The following is an 18,254-nucleotide window of genomic DNA, read 5'->3' on the forward strand; positions in this document are numbered from 1 at the left end:
GTGCGCCGCTCCGCCCTGCTCCTGCTGCCCCTGCTCCTCGGCGCGTGCGCCGCCGACAAGGACGCGGCGAAGAACGACCTGGACGCCGCGCCCGCCAAGACCACGACCCTGCAGGTCGCCACCACCCCCGCCCGCAGCGGCACGCTCGCCACGCAGCGCAGCGTCAGCGGCACCGTCGAGGCGCAGCGCGACAGTCAGGTCGCCGCGCAATCCGGCGGGACCGTGCAGCGCCTGCTCGTGCAGGAAGGCGAGCAGGTCAGCCAGGGGCAGGTCCTGGCGCAGCTGGACGACACCGCGCAGCGTCAGGCCCTCCAGAACGCCCGGCTGCAGGTCCAGCAGGCCGAGATCAGCCTCGCGCAGACCCGCCGCACCACCCAGAACAACACCGGCACGCTCAGTGCCGCCGTCACGGCCGCGCAGGCCAGCCTCGCGCAGGCGCAGGCGGGCGCGCAGAGCGCCGAGAACCTCTACCGCCTGGGCGGCATCAGCCTGTCCGACGTGCAGGCCGCCCGCGCGCAGCTCGCGCAGGCGCAGAGCGCCCTGTCGCAGGCCCGCGCGAACGCCGCGCAGAACGGCCAGAGCGCCCAGGGCAGCGTGCCGCTGCAGGAAGCGCAGCTGGCCCAGGCGCGCGTGAGCGTCCAGCAGGCCGAGCAGAACCTCGCCCGCACCGCGGTGCGCGCGCCCTTCGCGGGCACCGTCGCCGCACTGAACGTCGAGGTGGGCGAGTTCGCCGGGCAGGGCAGCGCCGTCGCGCGGCTCGTGGACCCCGGCAGCCTGCGCGTGAAGTTCAACGTGCCCGCCGCCGACGCCGCCACGCTCACCGAGGGCGCGGCGCTGAACGTCGGCTACGGCGGCGTGAACTACGTCGGCGTGGTGACCGGCGCGCCCGGCGTCGCCGGAACGAACCGGCTCGTGCCCGTCACGGCCCGAGTGCAGGGCGGCGCGAATCTGCCGGTGGGCGCCGCCGCGCAGGTCCGCTACCGCGTGCAGCTGGGTCAGGGCGTCCTGATCCCCAGCGGCGCCGTGCAGGCCGACGGCGGGGAGAACGTCGTGTACACCGTCTCCGGCGGCGTGGCCCGCCGCACGCCCGTCCGCGTGGTCGCCGAGAGCGGCGCGCAGGTCGCCGTGCGCGGCCTCGACGCGGGCGCGGCCGTCGTGAACCCCATCCCCGCCAGCCTGCAGGACGGCGCGCGCGTGCAGACCGGCGCCCAGGCCGCCCCCCGGACCGGAGCCACCCCGTGAGCACCCACGAATCCCCGGAATTCGACCTGCCGCGGGGCACCCTGCCCGACGGCACCCCCGAACCGAAGGTGCACCCGCTGGTGCGCTTCAGCGTGAAGAACTACGTGTTCTCGGTGGGCATCTTCGTGCTGCTGGTCCTCGCGGGTCTCGCCGCGACGTTCCGGCTGGGCGTGGAACTGCTGCCGAACTTCGAGGTGCCGATCCTCGCGGTGTCCACCGCGTACCCCGGCGCGAACCCCGACCAGGTGGACCGCGAGGTCAGCCGCCGCATCGAGGACGCCGTCAGCACCCTGGCGGGCGTGCAGGACATCAACACCACCTCGGTCAGCAACCAGTCGGCGGTCGTGATCACCTTCAGCGACGACACCGACGTGGACGCAGCAGCGAACAGCGTCTCGCAGGCGGTCGCCGCGATCCGCGGCACGCTGCCCGACGGTGCCCGCGCCCCGGTCGTGCAGAAGTTCGACCCGAACGCCACCCCGATCCTGACCCTGGCGCTGCTGGGCGGCAGCAACCCCCCCGCGCAGGTCACCACCTTCGCCGAGGACGTCCTCGTGCCGCGCCTCGAGCGCGTGGACGGCGTCGCGGACGTGAACGTCACCGGCGGTCCCGCCCGGCAGGTGCAGGTGCTGCTCGACCCGGCCCGGCTGCAGGCCTACAACCTCAGCCCCGCGCGGGTCACGCAGGCGATCGGCGCCAGCGCCCTGGACCTCCCGGCCGGGACGGTCTCGCAGGGCGGCACGCAGACGCAGTACGCGACCCGCAACACGCCCCGCAGCGCCGCCGACGTCGCCACCATCACCCTGGACAGCGCCAGCGGCGTGCAGGTCGGGGACGTGGCCCGCGTGCGCGACGCCGCCGAGGACGCCAGCAGCCTCGCGCGGTTCAACGGGCAACCCGCCGTGCTCCTCAGCGTCCGCAAGGCCAGCGGCACGAACTCCGTCGCGGTGGCCGACGCCGTGCGCGCCGCCATGCAGGCCCAGCCGCTTCCCAATGGCTACGAGCTGAAGATCGCCAGCGACACCACCCGCGCCACGCTGGGCAGCGTCAAGGACACCTTCAAGGAATTCCTGCTCGCCATCGGCGCGGTCGCCGTGATCTGCCTGCTGTTCCTGGGCCGCCTGAACACCGTGCTGTCGGTCGTGCTGGCCATTCCCATCTCGATCAGCGCCGCGCCGCTGCTGTACGCCACGCTGGGCTTCACGTTCAACATCATCTCGCTGCTGGCGATCATCGTCGCGATCGGCATCGTCGTGGACGACTCCATCGTCGTCGCGGAGAACGTGCAGCGCTACCGCGACCTGGGCTACAGCCGCCTGCGCAGCGTCCTGCTGGGCGGCAGCGAGGTCTTCAGCGCCGTGACCGCCGCCAGCTTCGCGCTGCTGGCCGTGCTGATCCCCCTGAGCCTGATGCCCGGCATCCTGGGGCAGTTCTTCAGCCAGTTCGGCCTGGGCATCGCCGCCGCCATCGTGCTCTCGTGGCTGGAGAGCCTGCTGTTCCTCACGGTGCGCATGGCGTACACCAACGACCCGCAGCCCGTCGGCTGGGCGCAGCTGCCCGGCGTGCTGGCCCGCTTCCCGGCGCTGCTGCAGTCCAGCCTGCGGGCCGTGCGGTCCGTCGGCGGCTGGACCGGGCTGATCCTGGCGGGCGCCGCCCTGTCCTTCGTGCTCAAGACTGCCGGACTGCCCCTCCCGGTCGCGATCGGCGTGGCGTCCCTGCTCGCCCCGCTGACCCTGGCCGTCACGCGCTACGTGCTGGGCCTGCTGTTCGCGCTGCTCGAAGCGGTCACCGGCACCCTGCACGGCCTGACGAACGGCGGCGTGCAGCGCACCGCCCGCGCGTACGCCCGCAGCCTGGACACCGCGCTGCGCCGCCCCTGGCTGGTCATGCTGATCGCCGGGCTGTTCCTGCTCAGCGCGCCGCTGGCCATGCGCGGCGTGGGTTTCGCCTTCACGCCCAAATCCGACGGCGGCATCGTCAACGTGAACCTCAGCCTGCCGGTCGGCACCGACCTGAACGCCACCAACCGCGTCACCGGCCAGCTCGAGGACGCCCTGCTGAAACGGCCCGAGGTGAAACTCGTCGAGACCAGCGTCGGCGCCGGGAACGGCGTCAGCGGCGCCAGCGCCAACGAGGCCACCCTCACCGTCACCCTGATCGACAAGGCCGAGCGGCCCGCCATCGACACCCTGATCGAGCAATACACCCGCCTCCTGACCCCCATCGGCACCCGCACGCCCGGCAGCGAACTGCGCGTCGGCGCGCAGGAAACCGGACCGGGCGGCAGCGCCGACATCTCCCTGGCCCTCACCGCGCCCAACCAGGCGCTGCTGGAACAGCGCAACCGCGAGGTCGTGCGGCTCCTCGCGCAGGACCCGAACCTCCGCAGCGTCGAGAGCAGCCTGAGCGCCACCCGCCAGGAACGCACCTTCACGCCCGACGCCACCCGCCTGACCGGCACCGGCCTGAGCGCCAGCGACGTCGCGCAGGCCCTGCGCACCTACAACGACGGCACGACCGCCGGTACGGTCCGCGACGGGGACCGCAGCGTGGACATCGTCGTGCGGCTCGACCCGGCCCTGATCAGCAGCGAGCAGAGCCTCCTGACGCAGACCGTGTACTCCCCGTCCCTGAACGCCAACGTGCCCCTCTCGCAGCTCGGCGCGTTCCAGCTCGCGCAGGCGCCCGCCACGCTGCTGCGCCTGAACAAGGCCTACACCGCCACCCTGAACATCAACGTCGTCAAGGGCGGCCCGAACCCCTTCGGGTACCAGCGTGAACTCATCAGCCGGGTCGAGAAGGCCGGACTGCTCGCGGGCGGCGTGACGCTCGGGAATGCCAGCGCCTTCGGCAGCGCGGGCCTCACCGGGGACCTCGTGTTCTACGGCCCGATCCTGATGCTCCTGGCGATCATCCTGACGTACCTCGTGCTGGGCAGCCAGTTCAACTCCTTCCGCTATCCCATCTACCTGCAGCTGCCCATTCCCATCGCGGTCGTCGGCGCGATCTGGACGCTGAACTTCTTCGGCGTGAACCTCGACGTGATCACCGTGCTGGGCATGGTCATCCTGCTGGGCCTGAGCACCAAGAACTCCATCCTGTACCTGGAATTCGTCACGGAACGCGCCCGGTCCCTCCCGCTGCGCGAGGCGCTGCTGGAAGCCGCCGAACTGCGCTTCCGCCCGATCATCATGACCACCCTGACCGTCCTGGTGATCAGCATTCCTCTGGTGCTCGGCCAGGGCGAGGGCGCCGAGTTCCGCCGCGGCCTGGGCATCGTGATTCTCGGCGGGGTCATCACGTCCACCCTGCTGACCTTCTACGTCGTCCCCAGTGTCTTCTGGGTGTTCGAACGCCGCCGCCTCCAGCCGGACGCCGGGGCCGTCACCCCGACCGGCCCGGCCCCGCTGGGCGCCGGGGACTGATACGGACTCCGATTGAATGGCTTATAAAGCCGTTCAATCCGAGCGGATGCGAGGAGGAGAGAAACGGATTCCGGACGTGGAGTTGGCAGATCGGTGGCGTTCCGATCTGTCAACGAATTAATCGGAATCCGTATGAGAGGCTGTCTGGAAAGAGGGTTGAGGGAGTGGTGTCGAAAACAGCGTACTGTTTTTTATGACTCGGCACCGACACTACCCCAGCGATACCAGTGACGCTGAATGGGCCATCCTCTGCCCACTGATTCCCGCGCCTCAACCAGGCGGACGTCCAGCACGCATCCATCGCCGGGATGTCGTTGATGCCATCTTCTACATCACACGTGGCGGCGTGTCCTGGCGCATGTTGCCTGCCGATTTTCCGCACTGGAAGACGGTGTACAGCTACTTCCGGCAGTGGAAGCTCGATGGCGTCTGGCTGCGCGTCAATGACGCGCTGCGCACCCAGACTCGAACGGCCATGGGCCGCAACGCCCGCCCAACGGCGGGCGTCGTGGATTCCCGAAGTGTGAGGACCTCCCAAAAAGGGGGGTCAGAGGGTACGACGGGGGCAAGAAGATCAACGGACGAAAGCATCACCTGATCGTGGATACGCAGGGGTTGTTGCTGGGTGTCACCGTCACGGCAGCGAACATCAGCGACCGCGAGGGTGGGAAGGTGTTGCTGCGACAGGTGCACCTGTCGCAGCCGCAGTGGTCACTCCATCTGTTCGTGGATGGAGGGTATGCCGGGCCGTGGGAGGCGTGGGTGAAGACCACCCTGGGGTTCAGCGTGGAAGTGGTACGGCGTGCGGATGCCAACACCCGAAGGTATTGGCTGCCTGTGGGACAGGAGTTGACGGAGGAACAGATCAAGACGTTCAGGGGGTATCGGACGTTCAAGGTGCTGCGCAAGCGGTGGGTGGTGGAGCGGAGCTTCGCGTGGTTGTCGTTTGATCGTCGCTTGAACCGGGAGTATGACCTGCTGCCGAGTACAACGGCGGCGTTCATCGTTGTGTCGTTTGTTCGGCTTATGATTCGCAGACTCGCGGCGTTCGCTGGTGAACAGCCGTCACCAGCTCGAAAATGACTTTCCAGACAGCCTCTGATACGGACTCCGATTGAATGGCTTATAAAGCCGTTCAATCCGAGCGGATGCGAGGAGGAGAGAAACGGATTCCGGACGTGGAGTTGGCAGATCGGTGGCGTTCCGATCTGTCAACGAAAAAAACGGAATCCGTATGACCCGCGACAGGCCAGCAGAGGGCAGGCCAGCAGAGGGGGGGAGGGCGCCGCGTGGTGACCTCCCCCCCTGCATGTCCCGCCACCGCTTCCGCTAGGGTGTGGGCCGCGTATGACCACCCCGTCACCTGTTCCCTCCATCCCTGCGGGGCCGCGCCGCGTGGTGCTGGCCGCCGCGTCCTCCGGCAGCGGCAAGACGACCGTGGCGGCGCTGCTGTGCCGCGCGCTGCGGGCGCGGGGACTGCACGTGCAGCCGTTCAAGCTCGGTCCGGACTACCTGGACCCGACGCACCTGACGCGCGCGGCGGGCCGTGAGGCGCGCAATCTCGACTCGTTCCTGCTGGGTCGCCAGAGGCTGCGTGAGCTGTTCGCGCGGGCGGCGGCGCAGGCGGACGTGAGCGTCCTCGAGGGCGTGATGGGCCTGTTCGACGGGCGCGACCCGACCACGGACGAGCACTCCACGGCAGACCTGGCGCTGCTGCTGGACGCCCCGGTGGTGCTCGTGCTGGACGCAGGGGGGTCGGCGCGGACGGTCGCGGCGGTCGCGTGCGGCCTGCGGGACTTCCGCCCGGAGGTGCGGGTGGCGGGCGTGATCCTGAACCGCGTGGCGGGCGCGGGGCACGCGGCGCTGTGCGAGGCGGCGCTGGCTCAGGTCGGCCTGCCGGTGCTGGGCTGGGTGGCGCGCGACGCCGGGCTGCACCTGCCCGAACGGCACCTGGGCCTCCTGAGCGCCGAGCAGGCCGCCTGGGACGAGGCCGCCGCCGACCGCGCGGCTGAGGGCCTGCGGCTGGATGCGCTGCTGGACGCCATCCACGCCCCGGCCCTGCCGGACGCGCCCGCCCCCGCCCAGGCGGGCACGCCGGTGCGGGTCGCGCTGGCGCACGACGAGGCGTTCCACTTCTCGTACCCCGACGCGCTGGACGAACTCCGCGCGCAGGGCGCCGAGCTGATCCGCTTCAGTCCGCTACGGGACGCGGCCCTCCCGACGGGCGTGGGGGGCGTGCTGCTGCCCGGCGGGTACCCCGAGGCGCACGCGCACGAACTGAGCAGCAACGTGCCCATGCGCGAGTCCATCCGTGATTTCGCCGCGTCGGGCGGCGCGGTCCTGGCCGAGTGCGGCGGCCTGATGTACCTCGGGGAATCGCTGGAGGTGGACGGGCAGGACGTGCCCATGTGCGGCGTGATTCCCTACCGCACCCGCATGACACCCCGCCTGACCCTGGGGTACCGCGACGCGACCGCGCTGCGGGGCACCCTGGTCGCCCCGGCGGGCGCGGCGGTGCGGGGGCACGAGTTCCACCACTCGGTCCTCACACACGCCCCCACCCGGCCCGCCTGGACCTGGACCGCGCACGACGGCACCGTCACCGAGGAAGGCTACGCGCACGGGAACGTCCTGGCCAGCTACCTGCACCTGCACCTGGGCGCCGACCCCGCCCTCGCCGCCCGCTTCCTGAACGCCTGCCGCGCGGTGACCGCTTGAGGGGCGCCCCGCGCCGGGCGCTGCTCCTGGCCCTCGCGCTGGACACGCTGGGGGAACCGCCGGCCCCCGCGCACCCGGTCGTGTGGATGGGGCACCTGCTGCGCCGCGCGCGCGCCGCGTGGCGGGGACAGACGCCGCGCGCGCAGCTGATCGAGGGGGGCCTGGGCTGGGCCGCCGGGGTGACGCTTAGTGCGGCCCTGGGTGCGGCCTGCGGGCGGCTGCCCTGGTGGGCGCAGGGCGTGGCCCTCAAACCGCTGCTGGCCCGTATGGCCCTGCTGCGCGCGGGCGCGGAGGTCGCCGCGGCGCTGGAGGCCGGAAACCTCCCCGAGGCGCGGCGACTGCTGTCCTGGCACCTCGTGAGCCGCGACACCGCCGACCTGACGGCCTCCGAGGTCGCGGGGGCGGCCATCGCCAGCCTCGCGGAGAACCTCAGCGACAGTGTCGTGGCGCCGCTGCTGCACGCGCGCCTGGGCGGCCTCGGCTGGGCCGCCGCGTACCGCTTCACGAACACCGCCGACGCCAGCTGGGGCTACCGCACCCCGGCGCTGGAGTGGCCGGGCAGGGTCGCGGCCCGCGCGGACGACCTGCTGAATCTCGCCCCGGCCCGCCTGAGCGCCGCGTGCCTGCTGCTCGCCGCCGGTGGGCGAGGCTGGCGGGTGTGGCGCGCGGACGCCCGGCGCACGCCCAGCCCGAACGGCGGGCACCCCATGAGTGCCGCCGCCGGGGCACTCGGCGTGCGCCTGGAGAAGCGTGGCGTGTACACCCTGAACGCCGCCGGGCGCGACCCCGACGCGGGCGACCTGCGCGCCGCCCTGACCCTGGTCAGCCGCGCGGCGCTGCTGGCGGCGCTGGTCTGCCTGCTGCCCCTGCCCACGCGTTTCAGGACGGTGCGGGCATGATTCCGCTGATTCCCCGCGTACCCCACGGTGGGCCCGGCGCGCAGCCCTTCACCGGGCTGGATTTCAGCGTGAACGCCAACCCGTACGGTCCCAGCCCGCGCCTGATCCAGGCGGTGCGGGACGCCGACCACGCCCACTACCCTGATCCGACCTACGGCTGGGTGCGGGAGCGGCTGGCCGCGTGGCACGGCCTGAGTCCCGCCGAGGTCACCCCGGCGGTGGGCGCCTCTGAACTCCTGCACCGCCTCGCCCGGCTGTGCCTGAGTGACGGGGGCTCGCTGCTGAGCCTGCACGCGCCGTTCGGGGAACTCGCCCGCGCCGCCGCGCTGCTCGGCGCGCCCGTGAGCGTGGTTCCCGAGGTGCCGGACACGCTGCCCGAGGGAACGCGCCTCGTGTACGTGGGGTACCCGCACAACCCGACCGGCCTCGCCCCCACCCCCGAGACGCTGCTGACCCTGGCGGGGCGCTGCCACGAGGTCGGCGCGCTGCTGATCGTGGACGAGGCGTACGCGCCCTTCGTCGCGCTGTCCGCCCCGCCGCGCCACCCCGCGCTGCTGCGCCTGCTCTCGCCCGGCAAGGCGCACGGGCTGGTCGGCGCGCGCCCCGCGTACGCGCTGGCCGCGCCGGACGTGATCGTCGCGCTGGACAACCTCGCCCCCGCGTGGCACGTCCCTGCCGGGACCGCCGGGGTGCTCGCGGCCCTGCCGCACGCCGCGCGTTTCCTGGCCGAGACGCTGCCCAGGGTCGCCGCGCACGCCGCCACCTTGGCGGACGACCTGCGCCTGCTGGGCCGCGTGGAGCACCACGGGACGCCGTTCCTGACGCTGCGGGTCGGGGACGCCCGCGCCCTGAGTGCGGACCTGCTCGCGGCGGGCGTGCGGGTGCGGGACTGCGCGAGTTACGGACTGCCGGACTGTATCCGCGTGAGCACGCGCCTGCCGGGCGAGAATCGCGTGCTCGTGCGCGAGCTGCACGCCAGACTGGCGGTGGGAGGACGACATGGGTAAGGCGATCATGGTGCAGGGCTGCACGAGCAGCGCGGGCAAGAGTTACCTCACGGCGGCGCTGTGCCGCGCGCTGTCGAACGCGGGCGCGCGGGTCGCGCCGTTCAAGGCGCAGAACATGAGCAACAACGCCGGGGTGACCCCGGCGGGCCTGGAGATGGGCCGCGCGCAGCTCGTGCAGGCCGCCGCCGCGCGCGTCACGCCGGACGTGCGGATGAACCCGGTGCTGCTGAAGCCGGAAGCCGATACCCGCTCGCAGGTCGTGCTGCTGGGGCAGGCCAACCGCGAGATCACGGGGCTGCCCTGGCGGGAGCGCAAGGCGCACCTGTGGCCGCATGTGCAGAGCGCGCTGCACAGCCTGATGGACGAGTTCGACGTGGTCGTCATCGAGGGCGCGGGCAGTCCCGCCGAGGTGAACCTGCGCGCGTCGGACATCGTGAACATGCGCGTGGCGCTGGAGGCCCGGGCAGCGGTGCTGCTCGCCAGCGACATCGACCGGGGCGGGTCGTTCGCGCACCTGCTCGGCACCTGGCACTGCCTGACCCCCGAGGAACGCGCGCTGCTGCGGGGCTTCATCCTGAACCGCTTCCGGGGCGACGCGCGGCTGCTGTCGCCCGCGCCCGAGTGGCTGCAGGAGCAGACCGGCGTGCCGACCGTGGGCGTCGTGCCCATGCTGGACATCCCGCTGCCCGAGGAGGACGGTGTGTGGGCCGAAACCGGAGCGGCGCGCGGCGGGGATCAGGACGACGGCTTCGTGGCGATCGCGCGCCTGCCGCGCGTGTCGAACCTCGACGAGTTCGCGCCGCTCGGGCCGCTGGCCCGCTGGGTGGCGACCCCGGCCGAACTGGACGGCGCGCGGGCGGTGATCCTGCCCGGCAGCAAGAGCACCGCCGCCGACCTCGCGTGGCTGCGCGCCACCGGACTGGCGGGCGCCGTGACCCGCGCCGCCCACGCGGGCGTTCCCGTGCTGGGCGTGTGCGGCGGCCTGCAGATGCTCGGCCGGGTGATCCGCGACCCGCACGGCGTGGAGGGGGCGCCGGAGGTGCCGGGCCTGGGTCTGCTGGATCTGGACACGACCTTCGCGCCGGACAAGACCACCACCCTAACCACCTTCACGGACGCCGAGACGGGCCTGACCGTGCAGGGCTACGAGATCCACCACGGGCAGACCGGAGCGGGGGCGGGCGTGCAGACGCTCGCGCCGGGGCGGCTGTGGCGGCAGGGCAACGTGCGCGGCACGTACCTGCACGGCCTGCTGGAGAACCCCGCGTACCTCGAGCGCTTCCTGGGCTGGGCGGGCCTGCGCCCCCCGGCGGGCCTGGACTCGCTGGACGCCCGGCTGGACGCCATCGCCGCGCGGGTCGGCGCGGCCCTCGACCCGCGCGTGCTGGAGGAACTCCTGTGACCCTGATCTTCGTGACGGGAGGCGCGCGCAGCGGCAAGAGCGCCTTCGCGGAGGCCCGCGCGGCGCAGGTGGGCGGCCCCGTCACGTACGTGGCGACCGCGCAGGCCTTCGACGACGAGATGCGCGACCGCATCGGACGGCACCGCGCCGACCGGTCCGCCGGGTGGGTGACGCGCGAGGAGCCTCTACACGTCCCGGCCGTCGTGGGAGGGGTACAGGGCACGGTGCTGCTCGACTGCCTGAGCCTGTGGGTCAGCAACCTGATGCTCGCGGACTGGACGGACGACGCCGTGCTGGCCGCCGCGGACGACCTGCTGCGCGCCGCGCGGGACCGGGGCGACGTGACCGTCATGGTCACGAACGAGGTGGGCTTCGGCATCGTGCCGGACAACGCGCTGGCGCGGCGCTTCCGGGACCTGCTGGGCTGGGTGAACCAGCGCGCCGCCGCCGCGTCGGACGAGGCGTGGCTGATCGTCAGCGGGCGGCCCCTGCGCCTGCCCTGAGTGCGGCGGGCGCATACCCCGGACTGGTATACTCGCGGGGACCGGTTTCCCCGCCCCTCGCCCCCAGGAGTGCCCCCCCCATGCGACCCACCCTGCTGATCGGCCTGCTCACCCTGAGCGCCTGCGCGCCCCGCGCCGCCACGTACACCACCATCCCCGTCAAGGACCTGCGCGCCGCTCAGGAGAAGGGCGAGTACGTCCTGGACGTCCGCACCGACGCCGAGTACAGGGAGGGGCACGTCCCCGGCGCGGCGCTGCTCCCGCTGGCGGACCTGGGCGCCCGCATGAACGAGGTCCCGAAGGACCGCCCGGTGTACGTCATCTGCCGCAGCGGCAACCGCAGCGCCCAGGCCAGCGCGCAACTCGTGAAGGCCGGGTACACCCGCGTGTTCAACGTGGACGGCGGCATGAACGCCTGGATGTCAGCCGGGTACCCCACCCAACGCTGAGCACGCCAGGCACTGAACCCGCCGCGCCCCATGCCAGACTGCGCGCATGTCCGAACCCCTCAGGGTCATCATCGGCGCCGGCGCCCAGACGTGGCCCGGCTGGATTCCCACGCAGCGTGACCAGCTCGACCTGACCGACCGCGCCACCTTCGAGCGGTACTTCGGGAACCGCCGCGCCGACGCGCTGCTGTGCGAACACGTCTGGGAGCACCTCACCCCGGAGCAGGGACGCGAGGCCGCGCGCCTGTGCCTGGACTACCTGAAACCCGGCGGATGGCTGCGCTGCGCCGTCCCCGACGCGAACTTCCCCGACGAGGCGTACCAGCAGCTCGTGCAGGTCGGCGGTCCCGGCCCGGCCGACCACCCGGCCGCCGACCATCAGGTCGTGTACGACGCCCCCACCTTCCGCGCAGTCTTCGAGAACGCGGGCTTTGATGTGGACCTGCTCGAATACTGCGACGACACGGGCCGCTTCCACTACCACGCCTGGGACGTCTCGAGCGGCCCGGTGTACCGCTCACTGCTGCTCGACCACCGCAACCGCGACGGACACCTGGGCTTCGTCTCCCTGATCCTGGACGCCCGGAAACCCGGCGGGACCCCGGACTGAAACCGCGTCCTGCCGGGGATGGGCACCTGACTCATGCGGGATTAAATTGACTTGCTTCCGACTTGAACACGTTCCCTTTTCCCCTCTCCCCCTGTGGGAGAGGGAGGGAGGAGCGAAGCGACGGAAGGGTGAGGGGGCCACCGCGCGACTCCGAATGATGTGGAATCACTTGAATGCCGTATCAGTCGTGCCCGCCGGGGATCTTCTCGTCGTGCGCGCGGATGCGCTGGCGGAACACGTAGAAGTTCCAGGCCTGGTACCCGATGATCAGTGGCAGGAACGCGGCGCCCACCCAGGTCAGGAGCCGCAGGGTGTACGGTTCGGACGCCGTGTTCTGCACGGTGAGGTTGTACGCGTCGCCCAGGGTGCTGGGCAGGACGTTCGGGTAGAGGCTGCCGAAGATGGTGGCGGTGGAGAAGACGATGGTGAGGCCGGTGGCGGCGAAGGCCAGCGCGTCGCGCCCTAGGGTGAGGGCCAGCCAGATCAGGCCGAGGTTCACGGCGGCGGCGAGGGGGAACAGCCACTCCTGGAGGCCGAAGGTGCCGAACAGGCCGGTGCGGATGAAGCCCTGGTACACGAAGGCGAGGACCAGCGCGGAGGCGACGGCGCCCCAGATCAGCGCGGCGCGGCGGGCGCGGCCGTGCAGCACGTCGTCGTCGTCGAGGCGCAGCAGCAGGTACGTCGCGCCGTGCAGGACGAACAGGCTCAGGGTGGCCAGTCCCCCCAGGACGCTGAAGGTGTTCACGGAGTACAGCAGGCTGCCGTCGAAGCGGCCGCTGGCGTCGATGGGCAGGCCGCGCACCATGTTCGCCATGATCGCGCCCCACAGGAAGGCGGGCAGGAGGTTCGTGACGAAGCTGGTCACGTCCCAGAAGGTCCGCCAGCGGCGGTGGTTGATCTCCGCGCGGTACTCGAAGGCCACGCCACGCCCGATCAGGGCGAGCAGGATCAGCGTGAATTCGGGGTACAGGGCGGTCATCAGCGTGCCGTACCAGTGGGGGAACGCGGCGAAGATCACCCCGGCGGCCAGGATCACCCAGACCTCGTTCGCGGCCCAGAACGGGCCGACGGTGCGGATCATGGCGCGCCGTTCGGCCTCGCTGCGGGCCAGGAAGGGTTGCAGGGCGCCCACGCCGAAGTCGAAGCCGTCCAGGAAGAAGTAGATCGCGAAGATGGCGGCGGTCAGGATGAACCACAGGGTGGGGAGGTCGGTCATGCGCGCGCTCCTTCGGGGACGTAGTCGGGGGCGGGGACCGAGGGCGTCTCGACATCCGGTTCATGCATCCCGGCGCGGGCGGTGCGGGTCAGCAGGAACACGTCCAGTCCGATCAGCGTGAGGTACACCACCCAGAAGGCCGCCAGCGACAGCAGCACCCACATGGGGTTCAGCTGACTGACGGCGTCCCCGGTGCGCAGGAGGCCCTGCACGATCCACGGCTGGCGGCCCATCTCGGTGGCGATCCACCCGCTGAAGTTCGCCAGATGCGGGGCCAGGGGCATGGCCAGCAGCAGCGGGTACAGCCGCCCCGGATCGTCGAGTTTGCCCTGCCGCCAGCGCCACACGTACACGAGGGTCACGAGCAGCATCAGGAAGCCCAGGCCGACCATCGCGCGGAACGACCAGTAGACCGGCCACACCCACGGCGTGTAGTTGCCCGGGCCGTACTTGGCTTCATACTCCTTCTGGAGATCGTTGATGCCTTTGGCTTTCTCGGTGAAGTTGTTGAACGCCAGGAACGATCCGACGTACGGCACGCTGAGTTCGAAGCGGTTCTCCCGCGCGCCGTTGCTGGGCAGGGCCACGAGGCTCTCGGGCATCTGGTTGCCTTCGGGGGTGTCCCACAGGGCGCTGAACGCGGCGTACTTCATGGGCTGGTCGCGCACGGCGCTCTGGCCCTGCTCGTGCCCGGCGAGGATCACGCCGCCCGAGCCGATCAGGGCGGTGATCAGCGCCACGCGGAAGCTGACGCGGAACGCCTCGACGTTCGCGCGGCGGCGCAGGTGGTCGGCGCTGACGGCCAGCACGAAGAACGCGGCGACGGTCAGGCTGCCCGCCCAGATGTGCGCGAACCATTCCAGGCCCTTGGGGTTCGTGACGATCGCCCAGGCGTCGGTCATGACGGCGCGGCCGTCCTTGAGCTCGAAGCCGACTGGGTGCTGCATCCAGGCGTTGGCGATGATGATCCAAAAGGCGCTGATGGTCGTCCCGGCGGCGACGATCCAGATGCTCGCGAGGCTGGCCCAGGCGGGGATGCGGTCCTTGCCGAACCACCACAGGCCCAGGAAGGTGCTTTCCAGGAAGAAGGCCATCAGGACTTCCAGCGCCAGCGGGATGCCGAAGATGTTCCCGACGAAGTTCGAGAAGCCCTGCCAGTTCATGCCGAACTGGAATTCCTGCACGATGCCGGTGACGACGCCCACGGCGAAATTGATGAAGAACAGATGCCCGAAGAATCGCGTGAGGTTCTCCAGTTTCGGGTCGCGGCTGCGGTAGGCGAGGGTCTGGAGCACCGCGATGATCAGGGCGAAGCCCACGGTGAACGGCACGAAGAAGTAGTGGAAGATGCTGGTCGTGGCGAACTGGAAGCGGGACAGGTCCAGCGTGGAGAAGCCCAGGATCTCGTTCATATGACCTTCTTTCGGGTGGTGGGCAGCGGGTGGAGGTGGCCGTCCTGAAGCCGGTAGACCTGATCCGTCAGGATCAGCGGGGCGGGCCGGTGCGTGACGAGCAGCAGGGTCCGCCCGGCGCACTCGCGGCCCAGGACGCGCAGCACGCGGGCCTCGGTGTCCGGGTCGAGGTGCGCGGTGGGTTCGTCCAGCAGCAGCACGTCCGAGCGTTTCAGAAGCGCGCGGGCCAGGCTCACGCGGGCGCGCTGCCCGCCGGACAGGCGCGTGCCGCCCTCGCCGACCCAGGTGTCCAGCGGCAGGTCTTCCAGGCCCAGGTCGTCCAGCAGGGCGCGCAGCCGCCCGGGGGGCGCGTGCGGGTCGCCGAGACGCAGGTTCTCCGCGACGGTGCCGTCCAGCAGCGGCGCGTCCTGCTCGTGCAGGCTCAGGCGGGCGCGCAGGTCCACCAGGGCCAGAGTGCGAAGGTCCGTCCCGCCCAGCGTCACCTGACCGGCGGTGGGGTCGAGGTCGCGGCTGATCAGGCCCAGCAGGGTGCTCTTGCCCGCGCCGCTGGGGCCGGTGACGGCCACCCGCGCGCCCGGCGGGAGGCTCAGGGTCACGCCGCGCAGCAGGTCGCGCCCGCCGCGCGTGAGCCCCACGCTGTCCAGGGTCAGGGTCACGGGTCCGGGCGGCAGGGCTGAGGGAGGGTCCGGGTCGGTCACGGCGGGTTGCACGTCCGAGAGTTCCGCGTCCCGCTCCTGCGCCGCCCGGGCCGCCGCGTGCGCGCCGGGCACCAGCGCCAGCGGGGTCAGCGCATCGAAACTCGCGGCGGCCAGCAGCACGACCGCGGCCAGCCACGCGCCGCCCAGCGCGCCCGTCTCGACCAGGGTCAGGCCGCGCGTGAGGACCAGCGTGAAGCACAGGGCGAACAGCGCCTCGCGGCCCAGCGTCAGGCCGGTCTGAAGGCGACCCTGCGCCCCGGTCACGCGGCGCAGCTGCCCGTTCAGGGCGTCCAGGCGCGGCGCCCACAGCCGCGCCGCGCCGTCCGCGCTGGCACTCAGCGTGTCGAGCAGCGCCGCGCCGTGCTCGCGGGCCACCCTCGCCTCCTCGCGGGCCAGGTCCGCCGCCCTCTTGCGGGCCAGCCAGGGCAGTGCCGCCGCCAGCAGCAGCGGGCCCAGGACGCTCAGGCCCAGCCGGGCGTCCAGGCTCAGCAGCCACCCACCGGCCAGCAGCGCCGCGCCCGCGAAGCCCAGCAGCGGCAGGGTCACGCGAAGCGCCGCGAACTGCCGCGCGTCCAGGTCCGCGCCGCTGCGGGCGAGCAGGTCGCCGCCCCGTTCACGCGCCAGCAGGTCCCGCCCGAACCGCGTGACGTGGTCGAACAGCGCCGCCCGCCCCGCCTCTCCGGCCCGCAGGGCGGCGGCGTGCCCGGTCAGGCGTTCGGCGTAGCGCAGACCCGCGCGGCCCACGCCCAGCGCCCGCACCAGCGTCACGAGCAGCGTCAGGCTCAGGAACACCTCGGGCCGCAGCGCCGCGCGGGCGATCAGGCGCCCCGAGGCGCCCGCCAGCGCCACACCCGCCAGAGTGGCCGCGACGCCCAGCAGCGCCGGGAGGACGAAGGGCCGCCAGCCTCCGGCCCGGTTCATGGGGTGGGTCATGGGGCCTCCAGGGTCAGGATGCGCCAGCCGGGCGGAGGGTCGCGGTGCGTGACGAGCAGCACCGTCCGCCCCCGCGCGGCCCGGCCGATCAGCGCGTGCAGGTCCCGCGCGGTGTCCCCGTCCAGGTGGGCGGTGACCTCGTCGAGGAGCAGCAGGTCCGCGCCGGAGAGCAGCGCGCGGGCCAGGGCCAGCCGGGCCGTCTCCCCGCCGGACAGTCGGGTGCCGCCCTCGCCGAGTGGGGCGTCCAGCGTTCCGGGCAGCGCGGCGATCACGCCGTCCAGTCCGACCTCGCGCAGCGCGGTCCACAGCGCCCTGTCGTCCGCGTCGGGCGCGGCGAGGCGCAGGTTGTCGCGCACGCTGGCCGCCAGCAGGCGTGGGGCCTGCGGCACCAGGGCCACCCGGCGCGCCCAGCGGGCCGCGTTCAGGTCATCCAGCGGGACGCCGCCCACGGTCACCTGCCCGGTGTGCGCCACGTACTTTCCCAGCGCGTGCAGCAGCGCGCTCTTGCCCACGCCGCTCGGGCCGCGCAGGGCGACGTGCTCGCCACTGGCGACCGTGCCGGTCAGGGTGGCGGTCACGCCTGTCAGGTCGGCCCGCGCGCCATGGAAGGTCAGTTCGGGGGCATTGGGTGGTGCGTCCCGCGTCCCGTCGGGCGCGCCGGGCACCGCGTCCAGCGCGGCCAGGTCGCGCGCCAGCGGTTCGGCGTCCAGCGCCGCGTGGCGATCCGCGCCGAGCTGCCGCAGCGGCCCGAAGAACTCCGGGACGAGCATCAGCGCCGCCAGCGTGGGGGCCAGCGTGGCCTCGCCACCGAAGAGGCGCACGCCGATCCACACGGCCACCAGCGCGGTGGCGAGGGTCGCGGCGAACTCCATCACGAAGCCCGACAGGAACGCCACGCGCAGCACCCGCAGCGTCGCCTCGCGGTGCGCGCCCGCCGAGCGGACGAGCACGTCCCGGTAGGTGGGTACCGCCCCGAAGGCGTGCAGGGTCGGGAGGTGCCGCGTCAGGGTCAGCAGCCGCCCCGCGAGCCGGGTGTGCCGGGTCCACTGCGCCTGCGTGGCCGCGTGCGTGGCGAGCCCCACGAGGTACAGGAACACCACGGTCAGCGGTCCGGTCACGACGAGCAGCGCGGCGGTCGCCGGGTCCAGCAACGCCGTGACGCCCAGTGCGACCAGCGCGCAGATCGCGGCGTGCGCCCGGCCCGGCAGGAAGCGCGCGTAGTACGGCGCGAGGCGCGGCCCCAGGTCGCTGCTCAGCGTGACGAGGTCCGCCGCGCGCCGCCCCGAGAGGGCCACCGGGCCCAGCGCCAGCAGCCGCGCCGTGAGACGATCCCGCTGCCACGCGGTCGCGTGGGCGGCCAGCCGGGCCGACAGCGCCTCGCGCGCCGCGCCCGTCAGGGCCCGCACGCCCAGGCCCAGCGCGGCGCCCAGCACCTCGCCGATATCCGGCAGTCGGGCGGGCGGCGTGAGCACCCCGGCGATGATCCGCGCGGCCAGCACGAAAGCCAGCGCCGTCCCCAGCGCGCCCAGCAGGCTCAGCGCGGCGCCCAGCGCCAGGGGGCGGCCCAGGCCGGGCGGGGCGTTCAGGGCGCGCCGGACCGGGTCCGGTGGGCGCGGGCGGGTCAACCGGGGCGTGATGGACACCATGCGCCCAGACTGCGCCTCCGGTCCGCGGACACGCGAGGGGCGCACGTCCTGAATTTCACATGCGCGCCTCACCGCGTCTGAAGCGCACCTTCAT

The 18,254-nt window shown here is 72.5% G+C and carries 15 protein-coding genes; 11 read left to right on the forward strand and 4 right to left on the reverse strand.

Going from position 1 to position 18,254, the window contains the following annotated elements; genetic code table 11:
• The 11 genes from DEIGR_RS16920 (at position 1) to DEIGR_RS16965 (ending at position 12,255) form a co-directional block, all read left to right on the forward strand.
• The gene (locus tag DEIGR_RS16920; RefSeq protein WP_058979260.1) at positions 1-1,242 is read left to right on the forward strand and encodes an efflux RND transporter periplasmic adaptor subunit; all 1,242 of its coding nucleotides are present in this window, start codon (positions 1-3) and stop codon (positions 1,240-1,242) included.
• Positions 1,239-4,667 (forward strand): efflux RND transporter permease subunit, encoded by a 3,429-nt coding sequence (locus DEIGR_RS16925; RefSeq protein ID WP_058979261.1) that lies wholly within the window; start codon positions 1,239-1,241, stop codon positions 4,665-4,667. Before DEIGR_RS16920 ends, DEIGR_RS16925 begins: the two co-directional genes overlap by 4 nt.
• A 193-nt stretch (positions 4,668-4,860) precedes the next feature.
• Positions 4,861-5,265: a transposase gene (locus tag DEIGR_RS19895; protein WP_083524026.1), complete on the forward strand. Its 405-nt coding sequence runs from the start codon at positions 4,861-4,863 to the stop codon at positions 5,263-5,265.
• On the forward strand, positions 5,265-5,750 hold the full coding sequence (locus DEIGR_RS16930) for a transposase (protein WP_236704801.1): 486 nt from the start codon (positions 5,265-5,267) through the stop codon (positions 5,748-5,750). Before DEIGR_RS19895 ends, DEIGR_RS16930 begins: the two co-directional genes overlap by 1 nt.
• Before the next feature lie 264 nt (positions 5,751-6,014).
• Positions 6,015-7,385 carry a cobyrinate a,c-diamide synthase gene (locus DEIGR_RS16935; RefSeq protein ID WP_058979263.1) on the forward strand — a complete coding sequence of 457 codons (1,371 nt, stop codon included), beginning with the start codon at positions 6,015-6,017 and terminating at the stop codon, positions 7,383-7,385.
• The gene (gene cbiB / locus DEIGR_RS16940; RefSeq protein WP_058979264.1) at positions 7,382-8,284 is read left to right on the forward strand and encodes an adenosylcobinamide-phosphate synthase CbiB; all 903 of its coding nucleotides are present in this window, start codon (positions 7,382-7,384) and stop codon (positions 8,282-8,284) included. Before DEIGR_RS16935 ends, cbiB begins: the two co-directional genes overlap by 4 nt.
• Positions 8,281-9,291 (forward strand): pyridoxal phosphate-dependent aminotransferase, encoded by a 1,011-nt coding sequence (locus DEIGR_RS16945; protein WP_058979265.1) that lies wholly within the window; start codon positions 8,281-8,283, stop codon positions 9,289-9,291. Before cbiB ends, DEIGR_RS16945 begins: the two co-directional genes overlap by 4 nt.
• A complete protein-coding gene (locus DEIGR_RS16950) occupies positions 9,284-10,693 on the forward strand; it encodes a cobyric acid synthase (RefSeq protein ID WP_153013893.1) in 1,410 nt (469 codons plus the stop codon). The genes DEIGR_RS16945 and DEIGR_RS16950 overlap by 8 nt, the downstream gene beginning before the upstream one ends.
• On the forward strand, positions 10,690-11,196 hold the full coding sequence (cobU, locus tag DEIGR_RS16955; RefSeq protein WP_058979267.1) for a bifunctional adenosylcobinamide kinase/adenosylcobinamide-phosphate guanylyltransferase: 507 nt from the start codon (positions 10,690-10,692) through the stop codon (positions 11,194-11,196). Before DEIGR_RS16950 ends, cobU begins: the two co-directional genes overlap by 4 nt.
• A gap of 80 nt (positions 11,197-11,276) precedes the next feature.
• A complete protein-coding gene (locus DEIGR_RS16960; protein ID WP_058979269.1) occupies positions 11,277-11,645 on the forward strand; it encodes a rhodanese-like domain-containing protein in 369 nt (122 codons plus the stop codon).
• Positions 11,646-11,691: 46 nt separating this feature from the next.
• Positions 11,692-12,255 carry a methyltransferase domain-containing protein gene (locus tag DEIGR_RS16965; protein ID WP_058979270.1) on the forward strand — a complete coding sequence of 188 codons (564 nt, stop codon included), beginning with the start codon at positions 11,692-11,694 and terminating at the stop codon, positions 12,253-12,255.
• A 181-nt stretch (positions 12,256-12,436) separates the two neighbouring features.
• Here DEIGR_RS16965 and cydB read toward each other — a convergent pair whose 3' ends face one another.
• The 4 genes from cydB to DEIGR_RS16985 are packed head-to-tail and all read right to left on the reverse strand — an operon-like array spanning position 12,437 to position 18,160.
• Entirely contained in the window at positions 12,437-13,471 is a 1,035-nt protein-coding gene (cydB, locus tag DEIGR_RS16970; RefSeq protein ID WP_058979272.1) for a cytochrome d ubiquinol oxidase subunit II, read from the reverse strand.
• Positions 13,468-14,883, reverse strand: coding sequence for a cytochrome ubiquinol oxidase subunit I (locus tag DEIGR_RS16975; protein WP_058979274.1), 1,416 nt, complete (start codon positions 14,881-14,883; stop codon positions 13,468-13,470). The genes cydB and DEIGR_RS16975 overlap by 4 nt, the downstream gene beginning before the upstream one ends.
• The gene (locus DEIGR_RS16980; protein WP_236704920.1) at positions 14,880-16,514 is read right to left on the reverse strand and encodes an amino acid ABC transporter ATP-binding/permease protein; all 1,635 of its coding nucleotides are present in this window, start codon (positions 16,512-16,514) and stop codon (positions 14,880-14,882) included. Before DEIGR_RS16980 ends, DEIGR_RS16975 begins: the two co-directional genes overlap by 4 nt.
• Positions 16,511-18,160: an ABC transporter ATP-binding protein/permease gene (locus DEIGR_RS16985; RefSeq protein ID WP_058979276.1), complete on the reverse strand. Its 1,650-nt coding sequence runs from the start codon at positions 18,158-18,160 to the stop codon at positions 16,511-16,513. The genes DEIGR_RS16980 and DEIGR_RS16985 overlap by 4 nt, the downstream gene beginning before the upstream one ends.
• Between the last annotated feature and the right edge of the window lie 94 nt (positions 18,161-18,254).

The organism is Deinococcus grandis (genome assembly GCF_001485435.1).
Classification (GTDB): Bacteria; Deinococcota; Deinococci; order Deinococcales; family Deinococcaceae; genus Deinococcus; species Deinococcus grandis.

Excerpts from the sequence above, each read along its gene's own strand:
- DEIGR_RS16960 (WP_058979269.1), top strand. The coding sequence starts at position 11,277 with ATGCGACCCACCCTGCTGATCGGCCTGCTCACCCTGAGCGCCTGCGCG.
- DEIGR_RS19895 (WP_083524026.1), top strand. The coding sequence starts at position 4,861 with ATGACTCGGCACCGACACTACCCCAGCGATACCAGTGACGCTGAATGG.
- DEIGR_RS16950 (WP_153013893.1), top strand. The coding sequence starts at position 9,284 with ATGGGTAAGGCGATCATGGTGCAGGGCTGCACGAGCAGCGCGGGCAAG.
- DEIGR_RS16935 (WP_058979263.1), top strand. The coding sequence starts at position 6,015 with ATGACCACCCCGTCACCTGTTCCCTCCATCCCTGCGGGGCCGCGCCGC.
- cydB (WP_058979272.1), bottom strand. The coding sequence starts at position 13,471 with ATGACCGACCTCCCCACCCTGTGGTTCATCCTGACCGCCGCCATCTTC.
- DEIGR_RS16975 (WP_058979274.1), bottom strand. The coding sequence starts at position 14,883 with ATGAACGAGATCCTGGGCTTCTCCACGCTGGACCTGTCCCGCTTCCAG.
- DEIGR_RS16945 (WP_058979265.1), top strand. The coding sequence starts at position 8,281 with ATGATTCCGCTGATTCCCCGCGTACCCCACGGTGGGCCCGGCGCGCAG.
- DEIGR_RS16980 (WP_236704920.1), bottom strand. The coding sequence starts at position 16,514 with ATGACCCACCCCATGAACCGGGCCGGAGGCTGGCGGCCCTTCGTCCTC.
- DEIGR_RS16965 (WP_058979270.1), top strand. The coding sequence starts at position 11,692 with ATGTCCGAACCCCTCAGGGTCATCATCGGCGCCGGCGCCCAGACGTGG.
- DEIGR_RS16985 (WP_058979276.1), bottom strand. The coding sequence starts at position 18,160 with ATGGTGTCCATCACGCCCCGGTTGACCCGCCCGCGCCCACCGGACCCG.